Below are 18,301 nucleotides of genomic sequence, written 5' to 3' on the forward strand. Positions count from 1 at the left end.
TTACTCCTTCGCCTCGTTGCGGCCCAGGTGGAAGGCGGTGACGGCTGCAGCCAGCAGCAGCATCGACGCCAGTTCGACCACCAGCAGGTACGGGCCGAACAGGCTGATGCCCACGGCTTTCGGGCCCACGGTGGTACCGCTGATGCCGGCGCCGCTCGGGGCGACGAACAGGACGTACAGCAGCTCCGCCAGCAGCAGGGTGCCGAGGATCACCGGCCCTGCCCAGATACCGGGCTTGAGCCAGCCCCGTTCCTGGGCGACCGAAGCCGGCCCGAGGTTGAGCATCATCACCACGAACACGAACAGCACCATGATGGCGCCGGCGTAGGCGATCACTTCCAGGGCGCCGGCAAACGGCGCACCCAGGGCGAAGAAGATCATGGCCACGGAAATCAGCGAAATGATCAGGTAAAGCAAGGCGTGCACGGGGTTGGTGCCAGTTACCACCCGAAGGGTGGAGACCACGGCGATCCCGGATGCGAAGTAGAAAGCGAATTCCATCTTTCTGTCCTTATGGGAGCAAGCTCTTCACGTTGATCGGCTCGGCTTCGTTCTGTGCAGAGCCCTTCGGCTTGCCAGCGATTGCCATACCCGCAACACGGTAGAAGTTGTAGTCAGGGTTCTTGCCGGGGCCGGAGATCAGCAGATCTTCTTTCTCGTACACCAGGTCCTGACGCTTGAACTCGGCCATTTCGAAATCCGGAGTCAGCTGGATCGCGGTGGTCGGGCACGCTTCTTCACACAGGCCGCAGAAAATGCAACGCGAGAAGTTGATGCGGAAGAACTCCGGGTACCAGCGGCCGTCCTCTGTCTCGGCCTTCTGCAGCGAAATGCAGCCAACCGGGCAGGCCACCGCGCAGAGGTTGCACGCTACGCAGCGCTCCTCGCCATCGGGGTCGCGGGTGAGGACGATGCGGCCGCGGTAGCGCGGCGGCAGGTACACGGGTTCTTCGGGGTACTGCAGGGTGTCGCGCTTGCGGAACCCGTGGGAGAACACCATTGCCAGGCTGCGCAGCTGGGTGCCGGTGCCCTTAACGATGTCGCCGATATACTTGAACATGGGTCAAATCCTCACTGGGCCGCGACGGCTGGCGTGTTGTAGAGCACGATCGCAGCGGTCACCAGCAAATTGATCAGGGTCAGCGGCAGGCAGAACTTCCAGCTGAAGTCCATCACCTGGTCATAGCGTGGGCGCGGGATCGAGGCGCGCAGCAGGATGAACAGCATGATGAAGAACGCGGTCTTCAGGGCGAACCACAGGAACGACAGTTGCGGCAGGATGCCGAACGGGCCGTGCCAGCCGCCGAAGAACAGGGTTACCAGCAGCGCCGAGATGAGGATGATGCCGATGTACTCACCGACGAAGAACATGCCCCACTTCATGCCGGCATACTCGATGTGGTAGCCGTCGGCCAGTTCCTGTTCTGCTTCCGGCTGGTCGAACGGGTGACGGTGAGTCACGGCGACGCCAGCGATGAAGAAGGTGCAGAAGCCGAAGAACTGCGGAATGATGAACCACAGGTTCTGCGCCTGGTACTCAACGATGTCGCGCATGTTAAACGAGCCCACCTGCACCACCACGCCCATCAGCGCCAGGCCCAGGAATACCTCGTACGACACGGTCTGTGCCGAAGCACGCAAGCTGCCCAGCAGGGCGTACTTGTTGTTCGACGACCAGCCGGCGAACAGCACCGCGTAGACCGACAGGCCGGCCATGGCGAAGAAGAACAGCAGGCCGATGTTCAGGTCGGCAACGCCCCAGGTCGGGGTGATCGGGATGACCACGAAGGCGATCAGCAGGGCGCTCATGGCCACTACCGGTGCCAGGGTGAAGATCACGCGGTCGACGAAGGGTGGGTTCCAGTCTTCCTTGAAGAACATCTTCAGCATGTCGGCAGCGATCTGGAACATGCCGAACGGGCCGACGCGGTTCGGACCGTAGCGGTCCTGCCACCAGCCCAGCAGGCGGCGCTCGACGAAGCTGAGCAGCGCACCGCAGACCACCACGGCCAGCAGGACCACGATGGCCCGCAGCACGGTGAGGATCACATCGATCACTTCGGGGGTGAACCAGCTCATTGTGCTGCCTCCTGCAGACCTTCGACGGATGCACCGAAGATGGCAGGCGGAATGCCAGCCAGGCCTTTCGGCAGCGCGACCAGGCCAGCGCCCAGCTCTTCATTGATACGCAGCGGCAGGCGCAGGGCCACACCGGCGACGTTCAGGCTCAGCAGGGCACCCTCGTTGACGCCCAGGCGGTCGGCTTCGGACTTGGCCAGGGCTACGTAGGCAGCCGGGATGCGTTCTTGAACCGGAGCGGCGCGCGAGGAGGTTTCTTCGCTGCCGAACAGGTGGAAGAACGGTACGGCAGTCCAGGTGCCACGGGCCGGGTTGAAGGCCCCCGGAATGGCGTTGAACCAGTTCAGGCGGTCGCCTTGCGATTCGATCAGGCGTACGCCTGGGTCACCGGCACGCAGGTGGCCACCGACCTCGTCCTGAAACTTGTTCCAGGCTTGTGGGGAGTTCCAGCCCGGCGACCAGGCGAACGGCACCTGCTGGCGCGGTTCGGCCGAACCCGAGTAGCCTTCCATGGAGAAGGCGAACGCGGTGTCCTTGTCTTGCGGGGTGCGCGGCTCGTGCACGCTGATGTTGGCACGCATGGCGGTACGGCCGGAGTAGCGCAGCGGCTCACGGGCCAGCTTCATGCCCTTGATGCGGAACGCAGCGCTTGGCGCGGCGTTGACGATGCCGGCCAGTTGCGGGGCGGCTTCGGCGCAGGCGCTGGTGACGTGGTCCAGCTGGGTCCAGTCGACCGGCTTGTTCAGCAGGGTGGCACGCAGGGCGTGCATCCAGCGCCAGCCTTCGTGGATCTGGATGCTGCTGTCCAGGTACTGCGGGTCGAACACCTGGAAGAAGCGCTGGGCACGGCCTTCCTGGCTGACCAGGGTACCGTCACCCTCGGCGAACGAGGCGGCCGGCAGCACCAGGTGGGCGCGGTCGACGGTGGCAGTTCTGGAGTGGTCGGCAACGATCACCACCTTGGCCGCAGCCAGGGCTGCATCGACCTTGGCGGCCGGTACGCGGGCGTACAGGTCGTTTTCCAGCACGACGATGGCGTCTGCTTTGCCGCTGATGACCGCGTCCAGCGCGGCATCGACCGACTCGCCACCGAGCATGGCCAGGCCAAGGCTGTTGGCCTCAGGTACCATCAGGCTCAGCGAGCCGTTTTTCTCGCGCAGTTTCAGGGCTTTGGCGATGTTAGCGGCGGCTTCGATCAGCGCTGGGTCGGCCAGCGACGTACCGGCAACGACCAGTGGGCGCTTGGCGGCGACCAGGGCGTCGGCGATGCGCTGGGCCAGGGCCTTGGCTTCGTCGTCCAGGCCGGCGACGGCAGGGGCGCTCGGGTCGATGGCGTGGGCCACGGCGAAACCGATGCGGGCCAAGTCGGCCGGCGCGGCGTGTACGCACTCTTCGGCGACGTCGTCCAGCTTGGTTTCCGCCAGGGACGCGATGAACAGCGGGTACAGCGCGTGCTGGCCGATGTTCTTCACGGCAGCGTCGAGCCAAGGCTGCACTTTCATTGCTTCGGCCATGGCCTCGGCCTTGCCTTTGGTGGCCTGGCGCACGGCCAGGGCAACGCGGGCAGCGGTCTGGGTCAGGTCTTCACCGAGCACGAACACGGCGTCGTGGTCTTCGATGTCGCGCAGGGTCGGCACGGGCAGCGGGCTGTTGTTCAGCACGTTCAGGGCCAGGCGTACGCGGGCCAGTTCGCCCGCTTCCATGCCCGAGTAGAAGTACTCGGCGCCGACCAGCTCACGCAGGCCGTAGTTGCTTTCGAGGCTGGCGCGTGGCGAGCCGATACCGACGATGGTACGGCCGCGCAGCAGGTCGGCGGCCTTGTCCAGGGCGGCGTCCAGGCCTAGCTTGGTACCGTCGGCCAGTTGTGGCTGGCGTGGGCGGTCCTTGCGGTTGACGTAGCCGTAGCCGAAGCGGCCGCGGTCGCACAGGAAGTACTGGTTGACCGAACCGTTGAAGCGGTTTTCGATACGGCGCAGTTCGCCGTAGCGCTCGCCCGGGCTGATGTTGCAGCCGCTGGAGCAGCCATGGCAGATGCTCGGGGCAAACTGCATGTCCCACTTGCGGTTGTAGCGCTCGGAGTGGGTCTTGTCGGTAAATACGCCGGTCGGGCAGACCTCGGTCAGGTTGCCGGAGAACTCGCTTTCCAGCACACCGTCTTCGACGCGGCCGAAGTACACGTTGTCGTGGGCGCCGTAGACGCCCAGGTCGGTACCACCGGCGTAGTCCTTGTAATAGCGCACGCAGCGGTAGCAGGCGATGCAGCGGTTCATCTCATGGGCGATGAACGGGCCGAGGTCCTGGTTCTGGTGGGTACGCTTGGTGAAACGGTAGCGGCGCTCGTTGTGGCCGGTCATTACCGTCATGTCCTGCAGGTGGCAGTGACCGCCTTCCTCGCACACCGGGCAGTCGTGCGGGTGGTTGGTCATCAGCCATTCGACGACGCTGGCGCGGAACGCCTTCGACTCTTCATCGTCGATGGAAATCCAGGTGCCGTCGGAAGCAGGGGTCATGCAGGACATGACGATACGACCACGGGTGTCGTTCTCGTCGGTGTACTGCTTGACTGCGCACTGCCGGCAGGCGCCAACGCTACCAAGCGCCGGGTGCCAGCAGAAATAAGGGATGTCGAGGCCGAGCGACAGACATGCCTGTAACAGGTTGTCTGCACCGTTGACTTCGAGCGCTTTGCCGTCTACGTGGATAGTGGCCATTGTTCAAAGTTCTTCGTTGGCCCGCGTGAGCGGGCGTGGCTAATGGAAATCGGTGAGCTTGCGACACGCCTCGATTGCTCGGGCCTGCCGGTAAGCTGGCGAGTGGCACGGACCACCCGCCTAATCATCTTGTTATGCGCCGACCACGATCGGCTTCGCCAGGTCGGGGCGCAGGGTGGCAGCGCTTTCTGGCGCCACACCGGCCTCGAACTCCGAGCGGAAGTATTTGATGGCACTGCCCAGCGGCTCGACGGCACCCGGTGCGTGAGCACAGAAGGTACGGCCTGGGCCGAGGAAGTTGACCAGCCCCAGCAGCGTCTCGATGTCTTCGGCGCGGCCCTGGCCTCTTTCCAGTGCACGCAGCATCTTCACGCTCCACGGCAGGCCGTCACGGCATGGGGTGCACCAGCCGCACGATTCGCGGGCGAAGAACTCTTCCATGTTGCGCAGCAGCGACACCATGTTGACGCTGTCGTCGACCGCCATGGCCAGGCCGGTGCCCATACGGGTGCCGACCTTGGCGATGCCACCGGCGTACATTTGTGCATCGAGGTGCTCGGGCAGCAGGAAGCCGGTACCGGCGCCGCCTGGCTGCCAGCACTTGAGCTTGAAGCCATCACGCATGCCACCGGCGTAGTCTTCGAACAATTCGCGTGCGGTAACGCCAAATGGCAGTTCCCACAGGCCTGGGTTCTTCACCTTGCCGGAGAAGCCCATCAGCTTGGTGCCGTGGTCCTCGCTGCCTTCGCGGGCCAGCGACTTGTACCAGTCGTTGCCGTTGGCGACGATGGCCGGGACGTTGCACAGGGTTTCGACGTTGTTCACGCATGTCGGCTTGCCCCACACGCCAACGGCGGCAGGGAAGGGCGGCTTGGAGCGCGGGTTGGCGCGGCGGCCTTCCAGCGAGTTGATCAGCGCGGTTTCTTCACCGCAGATGTAGCGGCCGGCACCGGTGTGCACGAACAGTTCGAAATCGAAACCGCTGCCCAGGATGTTCTTGCCCAGCAGGCCGGCGGCCTTGGCTTCATCGATGGCACGGTTGAGGTTTTTCGCTGCGGTGGTGTACTCGCCACGCAGGAAGATGTAGCCGCGGTAGGCCTTCAGGGCGCGGGCGCTGATCAGCATGCCCTCGACCAGCAGATGGGGCTGTTGCTCCATCAGCATGCGGTCCTTCCAGGTGTTCGGCTCCATTTCGTCCGCGTTGCACAGCAGGTAGCGGATGTTCATGGATTCGTCTTTGGGCATCAGGCCCCACTTCACGCCAGTGGGGAAGCCTGCGCCGCCACGGCCTTTGAGGCCGGAGTCCTTGACGCTCTGCACGATGTCGTCGGCGGACATTTGCGCCAGCGCCTTGCGGGCTGCGGCGTAGCCGTTCTTCGATTCGTACTCGGCCAGCCAGACCGGCTCGCCGTCGTCGCGCAGGCGCCAGGTCAGTGGGTGGGTTTCGGCCGAGCGCGCGATGCGGTTGGCCGGGCCGAAGGAAGTAATGGTCATACGTAACCCTCCAGCAGTTTGGAAACGCCAGCCGGCTGCACGTCACCGAAGGTGTCGTCGTCGATCATCAGTGCCGGGGCCTTGTCGCAGTTGCCCAGGCAGCACACGGGCAGCAGGGTGAAACGGCCGTCGGCGGTGGTCTGGCCGAGGCCGATGCCCAGCTCGCTCTGGATCTGGCTGACGACCGACTCATGGCCGCCGATGTAGCAGACCATGCTGTCGCACACGCGGATGATGTGGCGGCCGACCGGTTGGCGGAAGATCTGGCTGTAGAAGGTGGCGACACCCTCGACGTCGCTGGCCGGAATGCCCAGCACTTCGCCGATGGCGTGAATGGCGCCGTCCGGCACCCAGCCACGCTCCTTCTGGACGATCTTCAGGGCTTCGATGGACGCCGCGCGCGGGTCCTCGTAGTGATGCATTTCGTGCTCGATGGCCGAGCGCTCGGTTTCGCTCAGGGCGAAACGGTCTGTCTGGATAAGCGTGCTGTTCATGCTTAGCGGTCCACGTCAGCCATAACGAAGTCGATACTGCCCAGGTACGCAATGAGGTCGGCAACCATGCTGCCTTTGATCACCGAAGGGATCTGCTGCAGGTGCGGGTAGCTCGGGGTGCGGATCCGGGTGCGGTAGCTCATGGTGCCGCCATCGCTCGTCAGGTAGTAACTGTTGATGCCCTTGGTCGCTTCGATCATCTGGAACGACTCGTTGGCCGGCATGACCGGGCCCCACGAGACTTGCAGGAAGTGCGTGATCAGGGTTTCGATGTGCTGCAGGGTGCGCTCTTTCGGCGGCGGCGTGGTCAGCGGGTGATCCGCCTTGTACGGGCCTTCCGGCATGTTGCGCAGGCACTGGTCGATGATGCGGATACTCTGACGCATCTCCTCGACACGGACCATGCAGCGATCGTAGGCATCGCCGTTGTGGGCCAGCGGTACTTCGAACTCGAAGTTTTCGTAGCCGGAGTAAGGACGGGCTTTACGCAGGTCGAAGTTGCAACCGGTGGCACGCAAGCCGGCACCGGTGGTGCCCCACTCCAGCGCTTCCTTGGTGTTGTACGCGGCAACGCCGATGGTACGGCCCTTGAGGATGCTGTTTTGCAGGGCGGCCTTGGTGTATTCGTCGAGGCGCTTGGGCAGCCACTCGACAAAGTCCTTGACCAGCTTGTCCCAGCCACGTGGCAGGTCGTGGGCGACGCCACCGATGCGGTACCAGGCCGGGTGCAGGCGGAAACCGGTGATCGCTTCGATCACGGTGTAGGCGCGCTGGCGGTCGGTGAAGGTGAAGAACACCGGGGTCATGGCGCCGACGTCCTGGATGTAGGTACCCAGGAACAGCAGGTGGCTGGTGATGCGGAAGAACTCGGCCAGCATGATGCGAATCACGTCGACCTTCTGCGGCACCTTGATGCCGGCCAGCTTCTCTACCGCAAGCACGTACGGCAGGTTGTTCATCACCCCGCCGAGGTAATCGATACGGTCGGTATAGGGGATGAAGCTGTGCCAGGACTGGCGCTCGGCCATTTTTTCGGCGCCACGGTGGTGGTAGCCGATGTCCGGTACGCAGTCGACGATTTCTTCACCGTCCAGCTGCAGGACGATACGGAACGCACCGTGCGCCGAAGGGTGGTTGGGACCGAGGTTGAGGAACATGTAGTCCTCGTTGGCGCCCTGACGTTTCATGCCCCAGGCTTCCGGGTTGAAGCGTGCCGATTCCTCTTCAAGCTGCTGCTTGGCCAGGGTCAGGCTGTAGGGGTCGAACTCGGTCGCACGGGCAGGGTAGTCCTTGCGCAGCGGGTGACCTTCCCAGGTCGGCGGCATCATGATGCGGCTGAGGTGCGGGTGGCCGGCAAAGTCGATGCCGAACATGTCCCAGACTTCGCGCTCGTACCAGTTGGCGTTTGGCCAGATGCCCGTCACGGTCGGCAGGTTCAGGTCGCCTTCGCTGAGCGACACCTTGATCATCACATCGCTGTTACGCTCGATCGACAACAGGTGGTAGAACACGCTGAAATCGGCGGCTGGCAGGCCACGGCGCTGGGTGCGCAGGCGCTCGTCGACGCCATGCAGGTCGTACAGCATGCTGTAAGGCTTGGCGACGCCGCGCAGGAAGCTGAGCACCTCTTTGAGCTGGGCGCGTTTTACCCACAGCACGGGCATGCCGGTGCGGGTCTCCTGGGCGACGAATGCTTCGGCGCCAAAACGGTTGTTCAGTTCGACGACCACATCCTGGTCGTCAGCCTTGTAGGGCGGAATGAAAATAGCGTTGTCCGCTGTCATGGTCTCGGTCGCTTTGGGTCAACGTTAAGAATGAAGCCAGGCCGCCGGCTCCTTCGGGAGCGGGCGGCAGGTCGCTGGATCAGACTTCGTCGGGGCTGCGCAGGTTGGTTACTGCAATGCGCTGCTCACGACGCAGGTCTTTCTGGGCTGGCATCTCGGCACGGTAAATACCTTGATCACCAACAACCCAGGAAAGCGGGCGTCGTTCTTGGCCGATCGACTCCTGCAACAGCATCAAGCCTTGCAGGAAAGCCTCAGGGCGTGGCGGGCAGCCAGGCACATAGACGTCCACGGGGAGGAACTTGTCGACCCCCTGAACGACCGAGTAGATGTCGTACATGCCACCGGAGTTGGCGCACGACCCCATGGAAATGACCCATTTTGGTTCGAGCATCTGCTCGTACAGGCGCTGGATGATCGGCGCCATCTTCACGAAGCAGGTACCGGCAATGACCATGAAGTCGGCCTGACGCGGCGAGGCCCGGATGACTTCGGCGCCGAAGCGGGCGATGTCGTGGGGTGCCGTGAAGGCCGTGGTCATTTCCACGTAGCAGCAGGACAGGCCGAAGTTGTACGGCCAGAGGGAGTTCTTGCGGCCCCAATTGACCGCGCCACGCAGCACATCTTCAAGTTTGCCCATGAAGATGTTCTTGTGGACCTGGTCCTCTAGCAGTTGATCGGTAACGGTTTCCCGTTCACCGACCGGGTACTGCTCGTTGGGCGCATCCGGATCGATTCTGGTGAGATTGTATTGCATGCCAAAGCCTCATTGTTTCAGCTTCGCTTGCCGCTTGCGGCGACCTTCGGGAGCCCAATCAAGTGCCCCGACGCGCCATAGGTAGACAAGACCTGCCAACAGAATTGCTATGAAAACGAGTGCTTCGACGAATCCGGTCCAGCCGCTTTCGCGGACGGACACAGACCATGCAAAGAGAAAGAGGGCTTCGATATCGAAGATCACGAACAGCATCGCGACCAGATAGAATTTGGCGGACAGGCGCAGGCGAGCGCTGCCGACGGGCAGCATGCCGGATTCGAAGGGTTCGTTCTTGGCGCGGCCCCAAGCCTTGCTACCGAGCAGGCTGGACAGGCCGAGCATGAAGGCGCACAGGCCGACGACACCCAGGAGGAAGATGGCAAAGCCCCAGTTGTGGGCGATGAGTCCTGCCGAATCGGACATGCTAGAAATCCTTATACAGAGACCCAGCTCTGCAGTCTGAAATAAGTGTAGAGCGGCGACTTGGCGTCGCACATGCAGTGACCAAATGTCGCAGCCGAATCAATCGCGCTGATTTTATGGGTAAACCTGGTGCAAGTAAAATTTCTGTCGCAAATTTATTCGTAGGATTAAGTACAAAAACCGTTCGTAACTGGCTGAGAGCCTTGAAATTCGGGCATTACGCGCGGTTTTGTTAATTATGTTTCTTGCTGCAGGTAACGAATTGCAACCCCTGTAATGATAATTAATATCATTTGAGCTGCTGCCGTTGAATTTGGCTCTTCTGTGCCTTGTAAAGTTCATCTGGCGATTCCCCCTACTTGCAATTGCAAAAAACCCTTGTTCTAGCAGCTCTCGGTCCTGCGCGCACCGCTCTGGGTCAATACTTTATCGGTTGAGCGATGACTGACTGATGAAGCGATGGCCCATTGGCCGAGCCAGTAGGCGAGGATGATCAGGTACGGTGCGGCGGCGAACGGGCTGACGAAGCGGTCGATGCCGATCAGGCTGTCGGAGAACACGAACAGGCCGGCACCCAGTGCTGCCACTCCCCCGCAGGCCAGTGCGCGCCAGAGCATGGCGCTGATGGCCAGGGCGTAGAGCGCTACCGGGATCAGCAACGGGCCGAGGCCGTGGCTGGCCAGTACACCGAGCAGCGCGATGCCCGTGATTGCGCTGAAGATCAGTGCGGGCAGGGCGGGGCGCAGGGTAATGCCGCAATAGCCGCGCAGGTAAGCAAGGTGGGCACAAAGGAAAGCAGCCAAGCCGAACACGAACAGGTCGGCGGGGATGGCCAGCAGGATGTCGCCGAGTACCGAGAAGGCCAGGCCGATCGAGATCCATGTGCGATAAGGCGAAACCGGGGTGCTGCGCAGCCAGGCAATCAAGGCCAGCACCGGGATGGGTTTGGTCATGAGGGCGAGCAGGGTGTTGTCGCTGGCCAGTGCATATAGATAGAGGGCAGCGGCGGTCAGGGCGAGAATCATCAGGTGGCTTGGACGAGGCATGGGCGGTCCTTGCTGCTGGGCTGCCACAAGCATAGCCCTGATCCGGGGTTTTGCTGCGGCCTGTGCCGGCCCTTTCGCGGGTAAACCCGTTCCTGCAGCGGCCTGTGCCCAATCGCCGATGTGTGTCTCCTCCCGATCAGCGTAGGAGCGGGTTTACCCGCGAATACGGTAGCGGCGGCAACGGTGAACGGCTGGTGAAAATTGGCCAGCAGGCCCGGCCCTTGCTCGGTTAAAAACAAAGGCCCGGAGCTTTCACAAGCCCCGGGCCTTTGTTCAACGGCAACCCACTATCAGTGGAACTGCTCTTCTTCGGTCGAACCGGTCAGTGCAGTCACCGACGAAGCGCCACCCTGGATCACGGTGGTCATGTCGTCGAAGTAGCCAGTGCCCACTTCCTGCTGGTGCGCCACGAAGGTGTAGCCCTTGCTGGCGTCAGCGAATTCCTGCTCCTGCAGCTTCACGTAGGCGGTCATGTCGTTGCGGGCGTAGTCGTGCGCCAGGTTGAACATGCCGTGCCACATGTTGTGGATGCCGGCCAGGGTGATGAACTGATGCTTGTAACCCATGGCCGACAGCTCGCGCTGGAACTTGGCGATGGTGGCGTCGTCCAGGTTTTTCTTCCAGTTGAAGGAAGGCGAGCAGTTGTACGACAGGATCTGGTCCGGGTACTCCTTCTTGATCGCCTCGGCGAAGCGGCGGGCTTCGTCCAGGTCTGGCTTGGCAGTTTCGCACCAGATCAGGTCGGCGTACGGGGCGTAGGCCAGGCCGCGGGCAATGGCCTGATCGAGGCCGGCGCGTACCTTGTAGAAGCCTTCGCGGGTGCGCTCGCCAACCACGAACGGCTGGTCGTACGGGTCGCAGTCGCTGGTCAGCAGGTCGGCGGCGTTGGCGTCGGTACGGGCCAGGATGATGGTCGGCACGCCCGATACGTCAGCGGCCAGGCGCGCTGCTACCAGCTTCTGTACGGCTTCCTGAGTCGGCACCAGCACCTTGCCGCCCATGTGGCCGCATTTTTTCACCGAGGCCAGTTGGTCTTCGAAGTGCACGCCGGCGGCACCTGCTTCGATCATGTTCTTCATCAGCTCGTAGGCGTTCAGTACGCCACCGAAACCGGCTTCGGCGTCGGCCACGATCGGCGCGAAGTAGTCGATGTAGCCTTCGTCGCCCGGGTTCTTGCCGGCTTTCCACTGGATCTGGTCGGCGCGGCGGAACGCGTTGTTGATGCGCTTGACCACGGTCGGTACCGAGTCGACCGGGTACAGCGACTGGTCAGGGTACATCGACTCGGCCGAGTTGTTGTCGGCGGCAACCTGCCAGCCGGACAGGTAGATGGCCTGGATGCCGGCCTTGACCTGTTGTACAGCCTGGCCGCCGGTCAGGGCGCCCATGCAGTTGACGAAATCTTTGTCGGGGCGGAAGGACGGGTGAGCACCTTCGGTGACCAGCTTCCACAGTTTTTCTGCACCCTGACGGGCAAAGGTGTGCTCAGGTTGCACGGAGCCACGCAGGCGAACGACATCAGCGGCGGTGTAGGTACGGGTCACGCCTTTCCAGCGCGGGTTCTCGGCCCAGTCTTTCTCGAGGGCTGCAATTTGCTGTTCGCGTGTCAGTGCCATGGAAATAAACCTCGTCGCATCGATCTTGGGTTAATTGTGCTGATGCTCGGAGCAGATCAGGTGCCTGGCGGCTGTCCTGTTCGCAGGAATGCGGCGGCGAACGCGAAGGCTCGAAGGGGAAGGTTGGGCAGGCCAGGCGAAAGTGCGCTCCGGCAGGTCGGCTCGTGGTTGCCTTGCTGCGGTGCTACGCGATTGCCAGTACTGCGGTGATGCGCTTCCGTCCCTCGGGACAACTTCTTCGTTGCAGTCGCAATCCCGTCGAACCGCCTTGTGGGCCGTATAGACACGAGGCGCCTCCTGGGGTGGAAGGAGCGCGCCCCGAAGGCCCTTGCCAGGGCCCCTGATTAGCGGGAGCGAGGCCATCATGCCCTTGGGAAAAAGACCCTGTCAAATGTTTTGTAGTGCTTTTTTGTCCTTACTACATCTTTGGTCTAATGCGACTTGGCAGTCAGTTTCAAGGCCTTTGGTCGAAGCCTTGAATTGCCTGGGATCAGTCCACAAGGTCGACTTTGACCCGCAATGTCATGTTTTCACCCCGTTGGGTGCTGTACGTGTGGCTTGACGCGCTGCGGTCGGCTTGGCTCTGCTGGTTGAACCCCGCCAGGGTGATCCACTCGCCGAGCTTGCCAGTGACTGTCGTGTCGGTACTTTGCACTTTCACTACATCTGCACGTTCATGGCTGATACGGTCATTATTGCTGCTTATTTGCAGACGAACCGTTTCGCCGCTCAGGCTCGGGGTTACGTAGAAGCCTTGGGTCACGTTGCGGTATTCGGTGTTGCTTTGAATGCGCCCATAGCCGTCTGTGCTGGTGCTGGTAATGGGGATGCTCTGGCCCACCTGGATCAGTGCCGGTTGCCCTTCGCTGGCTTGTACCTGTTGCATGCCGCCGTCGCGGTTGCTGGTGCCGTAGTGAATGACGCGTGCGTTGCCGCGGTTGTCCTGGAAGTTGCTGTCGTTGTTGTCGACGCTGATCAGCAGGCGCTTGGGCGCCGTATCCAGCTGTTGCAGCAGGGCGCGCAGGTCGTCGATGCGCTCGGGGCTGGCGTTGACGATCAGTTTGTTCTCGAAGGCGCTGACCGTGCCGTCCTTGCCGATGAAGGCCTGCAGGGTGGGCAGCAGTTCGGCGCTGCTGCGATGCTGAAGTGGCACCACCTCGGTGGCGGCATGGGCGGTGAGGCTGGCGACCAGCAACAGGGAGGTGAAAAGGGGGCGTAGCGGCATGTCCATGATCTCCGCAGGTGGAATCAACATGATGGCAAATTTGCTGACTTTTTGCCGGATCTGGATCACGCCGGCACGGTTGCAGACGGTCGTATTATCCTGGTTTATCTTGTAGGCTATAAATTATAGTAGGCAAGATAATTGAGGTTAATTGCATGTCTCCCGTTCGCCCGCTCCTACGCCGTCATCAGTTGGCCAACGCACTGGCTCAAGACTTGGCCGGCGAGTCGTTGGTCGATTACAGCTCGGGCATGTTCCTGGCCGCGCCCCGGCGTACGGGCAAGAGCACCTTCCTCAACAACGACTTCATACCGGAATGCGTACAGCGCGGCTGGCTACCGGTTTACGTCGACCTGTGGTCGGATCGCGACGCCGCCCCTGCGCAGCTCATCAGTGGCGCCATCGGTACTGCGCTGGCCAGATTCGAAGGTGCGCTGGCCAGGACGGCGAAAAAGGCCGGTGTCGACAAGATCAACCTGCTGCGCACCCTGAGCTGGGATTTCACCCGCCCGCAACTGCCTGCGGGTACTACCCTGGCCCAGGCGCTTGCCGTGTTGCATCAAGTGTCAGGGCAGCTGGTAGTGCTGATCATCGACGAGGCTCAGCACGCCCTTAACAGCGAAGATGGCCTCAATGCGATGTTCGCGCTGAAAGCCGCGCGTGACCACCTTAACCGTGGCGACCGTCCGGATGGCTTGCGCCTGGTGTTCACGGGCTCTAGTCGCGACAAGCTGGCCAACCTGGTACTCAAGAGCAAGCAGCCATTCTTTGGTGCCAGCATCACGCCCTTTCCGTTGCTGGGGCGTGAATATGTCGAATTCATCACCGCCTTGTGGAACCGTCGCCTGGCCGACAGTAACCAGTTCAAGGTAGAGGACCTGGCATACGCGTTCGAATTGGTCGGCCGGCGCCCGGAAATGCTCAACAAACTGTTGGCCGAAGTCAGTGTCGGCCTGGGTGAGGCGGGCAACCTGGGTGAACTGCTGCGCAATGGGGCGCTGAACCATCAAGCCGGGGTGTGGAGCGACTACGAAAGCGCTTGGAACGAACTTACGCCGTTGCAGCAGGCCGTGCTAGAGGTCATGGCTGAGCGCACGCTGGGCCGGCAGCCGTTTTCCCCGTTTACCGAGCAAACCCTGGTTGAGGTCAGCCGCAAGCTGGAGCAGGCCCAGGCGGTAGCCAACGTCAACACGGCAAACGTACAGAAGGCCCTCGATGCCCTGCGCGACAAGGAGCTGGTATGGAAGGCCAATCGTGGCGAGTACGCGTTGGAGGATACTGCCATGGCCGAATGGCTCGCCCGCGACCAGGCAGTCGCCGGCCACAGGTGAACCTTTGAGGTGCCCCGTAAGTCGCACTCACAGGGAGCGCGTGGGGTGATTGCATGAAGGGTGTCCTGATCTTGCTGTTATGGCTTTGCAGTCTTGGAGCACAGGCTGCAGCGGACACGCTGCGCATCAAGCAGCTGCAGCGTTGCGGCGACTTGTTCAGCGATAGCCAGCAGCGATGGTGCCTGCGTGCCGAAGGGCTCCGGGCAAATCTGCCAACGGTATGGCTCGGCGGTACGCGGCTGTCAGAAGCCGATATCGAGCGCCAGGGTGACCGGCTAACGCTGAAACTGGCGAGACAAGCCCAGCGCAGTGCCCCGCTCTGGCTGGCCGATGGCGGCCGCACCAGCAACCCGGTATGGCTGAGCCGCCAACGCAGTCATGTGATCGCCGCAGGGCCCGATGAAGTGGCGAAGAACATGGATGGCCTGATCACCTATGTCGATCTGGTCAGCCTGTTGATCGAAGAAAAATACGACGGCCTCGACGAGGCCCGGCGCATCGCCGGCAAATACGGCGCCCAGGTTGTCGGTGCCATACCGCCGCTGAATGTCTACCAGTTGCGCTTGCCGGTAGATGACCTGGTGCAGCGCGATGCGATGGTCCTGCGCATGGGCAGTGAAGTCAGCGTGGATGCCGTGATTGTCGAAGAGTCCGGCCCCGAGCGCGGGGAGGAGGGCAATGGGCGCAGCACCCGGGCCATCGACCAGGCGGACGAATGGGCCGCCAACCGCTTCATGGACGCGCTGTATTTCTACCGGCGCCGGATTGCCGCATCTCGCTTGCCGGTGAAGCCCGTGCGGGTCGGGGTAATCGAGCGCGAAGTGGACTTTGACGCCCCAGGGTTCAGCCATTATCGAGGGGGCTGCGAACAAGGCCAGACATGCCTCTACGCGCGCGACGGTGATCGCCCGGCAGGCCACGGCAGCCATGTCGCAGGCATTCTCGCTGCGCAGGGTGAGGGCTTTTTGCCAGGGCTGGGCAAGCACAGCCCTGGCTTCGAGGTGGTGGTAGAGCGCAACTCGGATGCCGGTATCACCGCCAACATCGCTGCCTCGGTGAACCTGGTCGAAGATGGCGTGCGGGTGCTGAACTGGAGCTGGGGCATTCACCGGGTCGGGGCACGCAATGTGAAGGGTGATGAGGTCGATTCGCTGGTGCGCTCCGGGCTGGCAATGAGTGGCTACGAGGAGTTACTTGAGGAGTTCTTCCTCTGGCTGCGCAAGGAGCACCCTGATGTGGTGGTGGTGAATTCGGCGGGCAATGGTGCGTCCTGGTCGGGGACCGATGAATATCGCCTGCCTTCGTCGTTTATCACCGAGCAATTGCTGGTAGTGGGCGGGCATCAGCGCAGTGACAAGGCTACGGCAGTTGAAGCCCACGATCACGTGCGCAAGCGTCACAGTTCCAATATCGACATGCGCGTGGACGTCAGTGCTGCTGCTTGCATACGCCCAGTGTCTGCCGAGGCTGCGCATTGCGGCACGTCGTACGCAACACCCTTGGTGACTGCCACTGTGGCGACGATGCTGTCGATCAACCCGGCACTTACCCCGGAACAGGTGCGCATGCTGTTGCGGCGCAGTGCCTTGACCCTGGGCGCCGAGCAGGATTTTGAAGCGATGGATGCCGAAGACCTGACGGCGCCGATCCTGCCCTCAGAGCGTGGTGGCCGCCTGAACGACCCGGACCTGGGCCGTTCGGCGCGCCTGGACATGCAGCGTGCGCTGGACCTGGCCGTGCAGAGCCTGGAACGGGTGCGTTGAGCGGTGGCCGCTGTCAGACAAATTCCGTAACATCGCGCCCCTCGTTTTTCTAACGTCCGTCAGGACTGCACCACAGGAAGCCCATGAAGCCCGCCCGACTACGCGCCGACCTGCTCGCCGGCCTTACCACCTCGTTTGCCTTGGTCCCCGAGTGCATCGCCTTTGCCCTGGTGGCCCATCTCAACCCGCTGATGGGCCTGTATGGCGCGTTCATCATTTGTACCCTGACGGCGCTGTTCGGCGGGCGGCCGGGGATGATCTCAGGCGCTGCCGGCTCGATGGCGGTGGTGATCGTCGCCTTGGTGGTGCAGCACGGCGTGCAGTACCTGCTGGCCACGGTGCTGCTGGGCGGTGTGGTGATGATCCTGTTCGGCCTGCTGCGTCTGGGCAAACTGGTGCGCCTGGTGCCATACCCGGTCATGCTTGGCTTCGTGAACGGCCTGGCCATCGTCATCGCCATGGCTCAGCTGGAGCATTTCAAGGACGGCGAACACTGGCTCAGTGGCACGCCGCTGTACCTGATGATCGGCCTGGTCGCGCTGACCATGGCGGTGGTTTATGTGCTGCCGAAACTGACCCGTGCGGTGCCGCCGGCCCTGGTGGCGATCCTCGGTGTTGGCCTGCTGGTGTACGTGCTCGGGCTGCCTACCCGCACCCTGGGCGACATGGCGCACATCGCCGGTGGCCTGCCGGGGCTGGCACTGCCGGAGGTGCCCTGGAATCTGGAAACCCTGAAGATCATCGCCCCCTACGCGGTGCTGATGGCCATGGTCGGCCTGCTGGAAACCCTGCTCACCCTCAACCTGACCGATGAGATCACCGAGAGCCGTGGCTTCCCGGACCGCGAGTGTGTGGCATTGGGCGCTGCGAACATGGTGTCGGGCCTGTGCGGCGGCATGGGCGGCTGCGCGATGATCGGGCAGACGGTGATCAACCTCAGCTCCAATGGCCGGGGCCGGTTGTCGGGGGTAGTGGCCGGGGTGATGATTCTGCTGTTCGTGCTGTTCCTGTCGCCGCTGATCGAGCGCATTCCCCTGGCGGCGCTGGTTGGGGTGATGTTCGTGGTGGCCCAGCAGACCTTTGCCTGGGCGTCGTTGCGGGTGTTGCACAAGGTGCCGGTGAATGATGTGCTGGCGATCGTTGCGGTGACTGTGGTCACGGTGCTCACCGACCTGGCCATGGCAGTGCTGTTCGGTATCATCATCGCGGCGCTCAACTTTGCCTGGCAGCATGCGCGGGAGCTGTATGCCGACACCCATGAGGACGCGGAGGGCGGCAAGCGTTATCAACTGCATGGCACGCTGTTCTTTGCCTCGACCACCTCGTTCCTCAACCAGTTCGACACGGCCGGGGACCCGGCCCAGGTCACGCTGGATTGCCAGCATTTGAGCTTTGTCGACTATTCGGCGGTTGCGGCGCTGAAAACCCTGCGCGAGCGCTATGCCAAGGCGGGCAAGCATTTGCGCGTGGTGCATTTGTCCGAGCGGTGCAAAAAGCTGTTGAAGCGGGCGGGCGAGCAGCACTGAGCTTGATTGTGGCCTGTGCCGGCCTCTTCGCGGGTAAACCCGCTCCTACAGG

The 18,301-nt window shown here is 62.5% G+C and carries 15 protein-coding genes; 3 read left to right on the top strand and 12 right to left on the bottom strand.

Translation table 11 applies throughout. From position 1 onward, the window contains the following. The 12 genes from nuoJ to REH59_RS09185 form a co-directional block, all read right to left on the bottom strand. Nucleotides 1-501 (bottom strand): NADH-quinone oxidoreductase subunit J, encoded by a 501-nt coding sequence (nuoJ, locus tag REH59_RS09130; protein ID WP_003251444.1) that lies wholly within the window; start codon nucleotides 499-501, stop codon nucleotides 1-3. Nucleotides 502-511: 10 nt separating this feature from the next. After that, complete coding sequence (gene nuoI / locus REH59_RS09135) at nucleotides 512-1,060, bottom strand: NADH-quinone oxidoreductase subunit NuoI (protein WP_003251442.1); 549 nt, start codon at nucleotides 1,058-1,060, stop codon at nucleotides 512-514. A gap of 11 nt (nucleotides 1,061-1,071) precedes the next feature. After that, nucleotides 1,072-2,079, bottom strand: coding sequence for an NADH-quinone oxidoreductase subunit NuoH (gene nuoH / locus REH59_RS09140; protein WP_003251440.1), 1,008 nt, complete (start codon nucleotides 2,077-2,079; stop codon nucleotides 1,072-1,074). Then, the gene (gene nuoG / locus REH59_RS09145; RefSeq protein WP_014861248.1) at nucleotides 2,076-4,790 is read right to left on the bottom strand and encodes an NADH-quinone oxidoreductase subunit NuoG; all 2,715 of its coding nucleotides are present in this window, start codon (nucleotides 4,788-4,790) and stop codon (nucleotides 2,076-2,078) included. Before nuoG ends, nuoH begins: the two co-directional genes overlap by 4 nt. A gap of 132 nt (nucleotides 4,791-4,922) precedes the next feature. Beyond that, on the bottom strand, nucleotides 4,923-6,284 hold the full coding sequence (nuoF, locus tag REH59_RS09150) for an NADH-quinone oxidoreductase subunit NuoF (protein WP_014861249.1): 1,362 nt from the start codon (nucleotides 6,282-6,284) through the stop codon (nucleotides 4,923-4,925). Continuing rightward, on the bottom strand, nucleotides 6,281-6,778 hold the full coding sequence (gene nuoE, locus REH59_RS09155; RefSeq protein WP_003251433.1) for an NADH-quinone oxidoreductase subunit NuoE: 498 nt from the start codon (nucleotides 6,776-6,778) through the stop codon (nucleotides 6,281-6,283). Before nuoE ends, nuoF begins: the two co-directional genes overlap by 4 nt. Before the next feature lie 2 nt (nucleotides 6,779-6,780). Continuing rightward, a complete protein-coding gene (nuoC, locus tag REH59_RS09160) occupies nucleotides 6,781-8,562 on the bottom strand; it encodes an NADH-quinone oxidoreductase subunit C/D (RefSeq protein ID WP_003251431.1) in 1,782 nt (593 codons plus the stop codon). A gap of 79 nt (nucleotides 8,563-8,641) precedes the next feature. Further along, nucleotides 8,642-9,319: a NuoB/complex I 20 kDa subunit family protein gene (locus REH59_RS09165; protein WP_003251429.1), complete on the bottom strand. Its 678-nt coding sequence runs from the start codon at nucleotides 9,317-9,319 to the stop codon at nucleotides 8,642-8,644. Nucleotides 9,320-9,328: 9 nt separating this feature from the next. Further along, nucleotides 9,329-9,742: an NADH-quinone oxidoreductase subunit A gene (locus tag REH59_RS09170; RefSeq protein WP_003251427.1), complete on the bottom strand. Its 414-nt coding sequence runs from the start codon at nucleotides 9,740-9,742 to the stop codon at nucleotides 9,329-9,331. Between the two features lie 383 nt (nucleotides 9,743-10,125). Continuing rightward, the gene (locus REH59_RS09175) at nucleotides 10,126-10,788 is read right to left on the bottom strand and encodes a lysoplasmalogenase (protein WP_014861250.1); all 663 of its coding nucleotides are present in this window, start codon (nucleotides 10,786-10,788) and stop codon (nucleotides 10,126-10,128) included. A 290-nt stretch (nucleotides 10,789-11,078) separates the two neighbouring features. After that, nucleotides 11,079-12,404, bottom strand: coding sequence for an isocitrate lyase (gene aceA / locus REH59_RS09180; RefSeq protein ID WP_014861668.1), 1,326 nt, complete (start codon nucleotides 12,402-12,404; stop codon nucleotides 11,079-11,081). A gap of 490 nt (nucleotides 12,405-12,894) precedes the next feature. After that, on the bottom strand, nucleotides 12,895-13,659 hold the full coding sequence (locus REH59_RS09185; protein ID WP_209019162.1) for a secretin N-terminal domain-containing protein: 765 nt from the start codon (nucleotides 13,657-13,659) through the stop codon (nucleotides 12,895-12,897). Nucleotides 13,660-13,784: 125 nt separating this feature from the next. Here REH59_RS09185 and REH59_RS09190 point away from each other — a divergent pair, with 125 nt between their 5' ends. The 3 genes from REH59_RS09190 (at nucleotide 13,785) to REH59_RS09200 (ending at nucleotide 18,249) form a co-directional block, all read left to right on the top strand. After that, complete coding sequence (locus REH59_RS09190) at nucleotides 13,785-14,960, top strand: hypothetical protein (protein WP_014861665.1); 1,176 nt, start codon at nucleotides 13,785-13,787, stop codon at nucleotides 14,958-14,960. A 53-nt stretch (nucleotides 14,961-15,013) separates the two neighbouring features. Next, nucleotides 15,014-16,723: a S8/S53 family peptidase gene (locus REH59_RS09195; protein WP_014861664.1), complete on the top strand. Its 1,710-nt coding sequence runs from the start codon at nucleotides 15,014-15,016 to the stop codon at nucleotides 16,721-16,723. An 83-nt stretch (nucleotides 16,724-16,806) separates the two neighbouring features. Next, entirely contained in the window at nucleotides 16,807-18,249 is a 1,443-nt protein-coding gene (locus REH59_RS09200; RefSeq protein WP_003251409.1) for a SulP family inorganic anion transporter, read from the top strand. The last annotated feature ends 52 nt before the right edge of the window (nucleotides 18,250-18,301 follow it).

The sequence above is a fragment of the Pseudomonas sp. BO3-4 genome (assembly GCF_034044115.1).
GTDB classification, from domain to species: Bacteria; Pseudomonadota; Gammaproteobacteria; order Pseudomonadales; family Pseudomonadaceae; genus Aquipseudomonas; species Aquipseudomonas alloputida.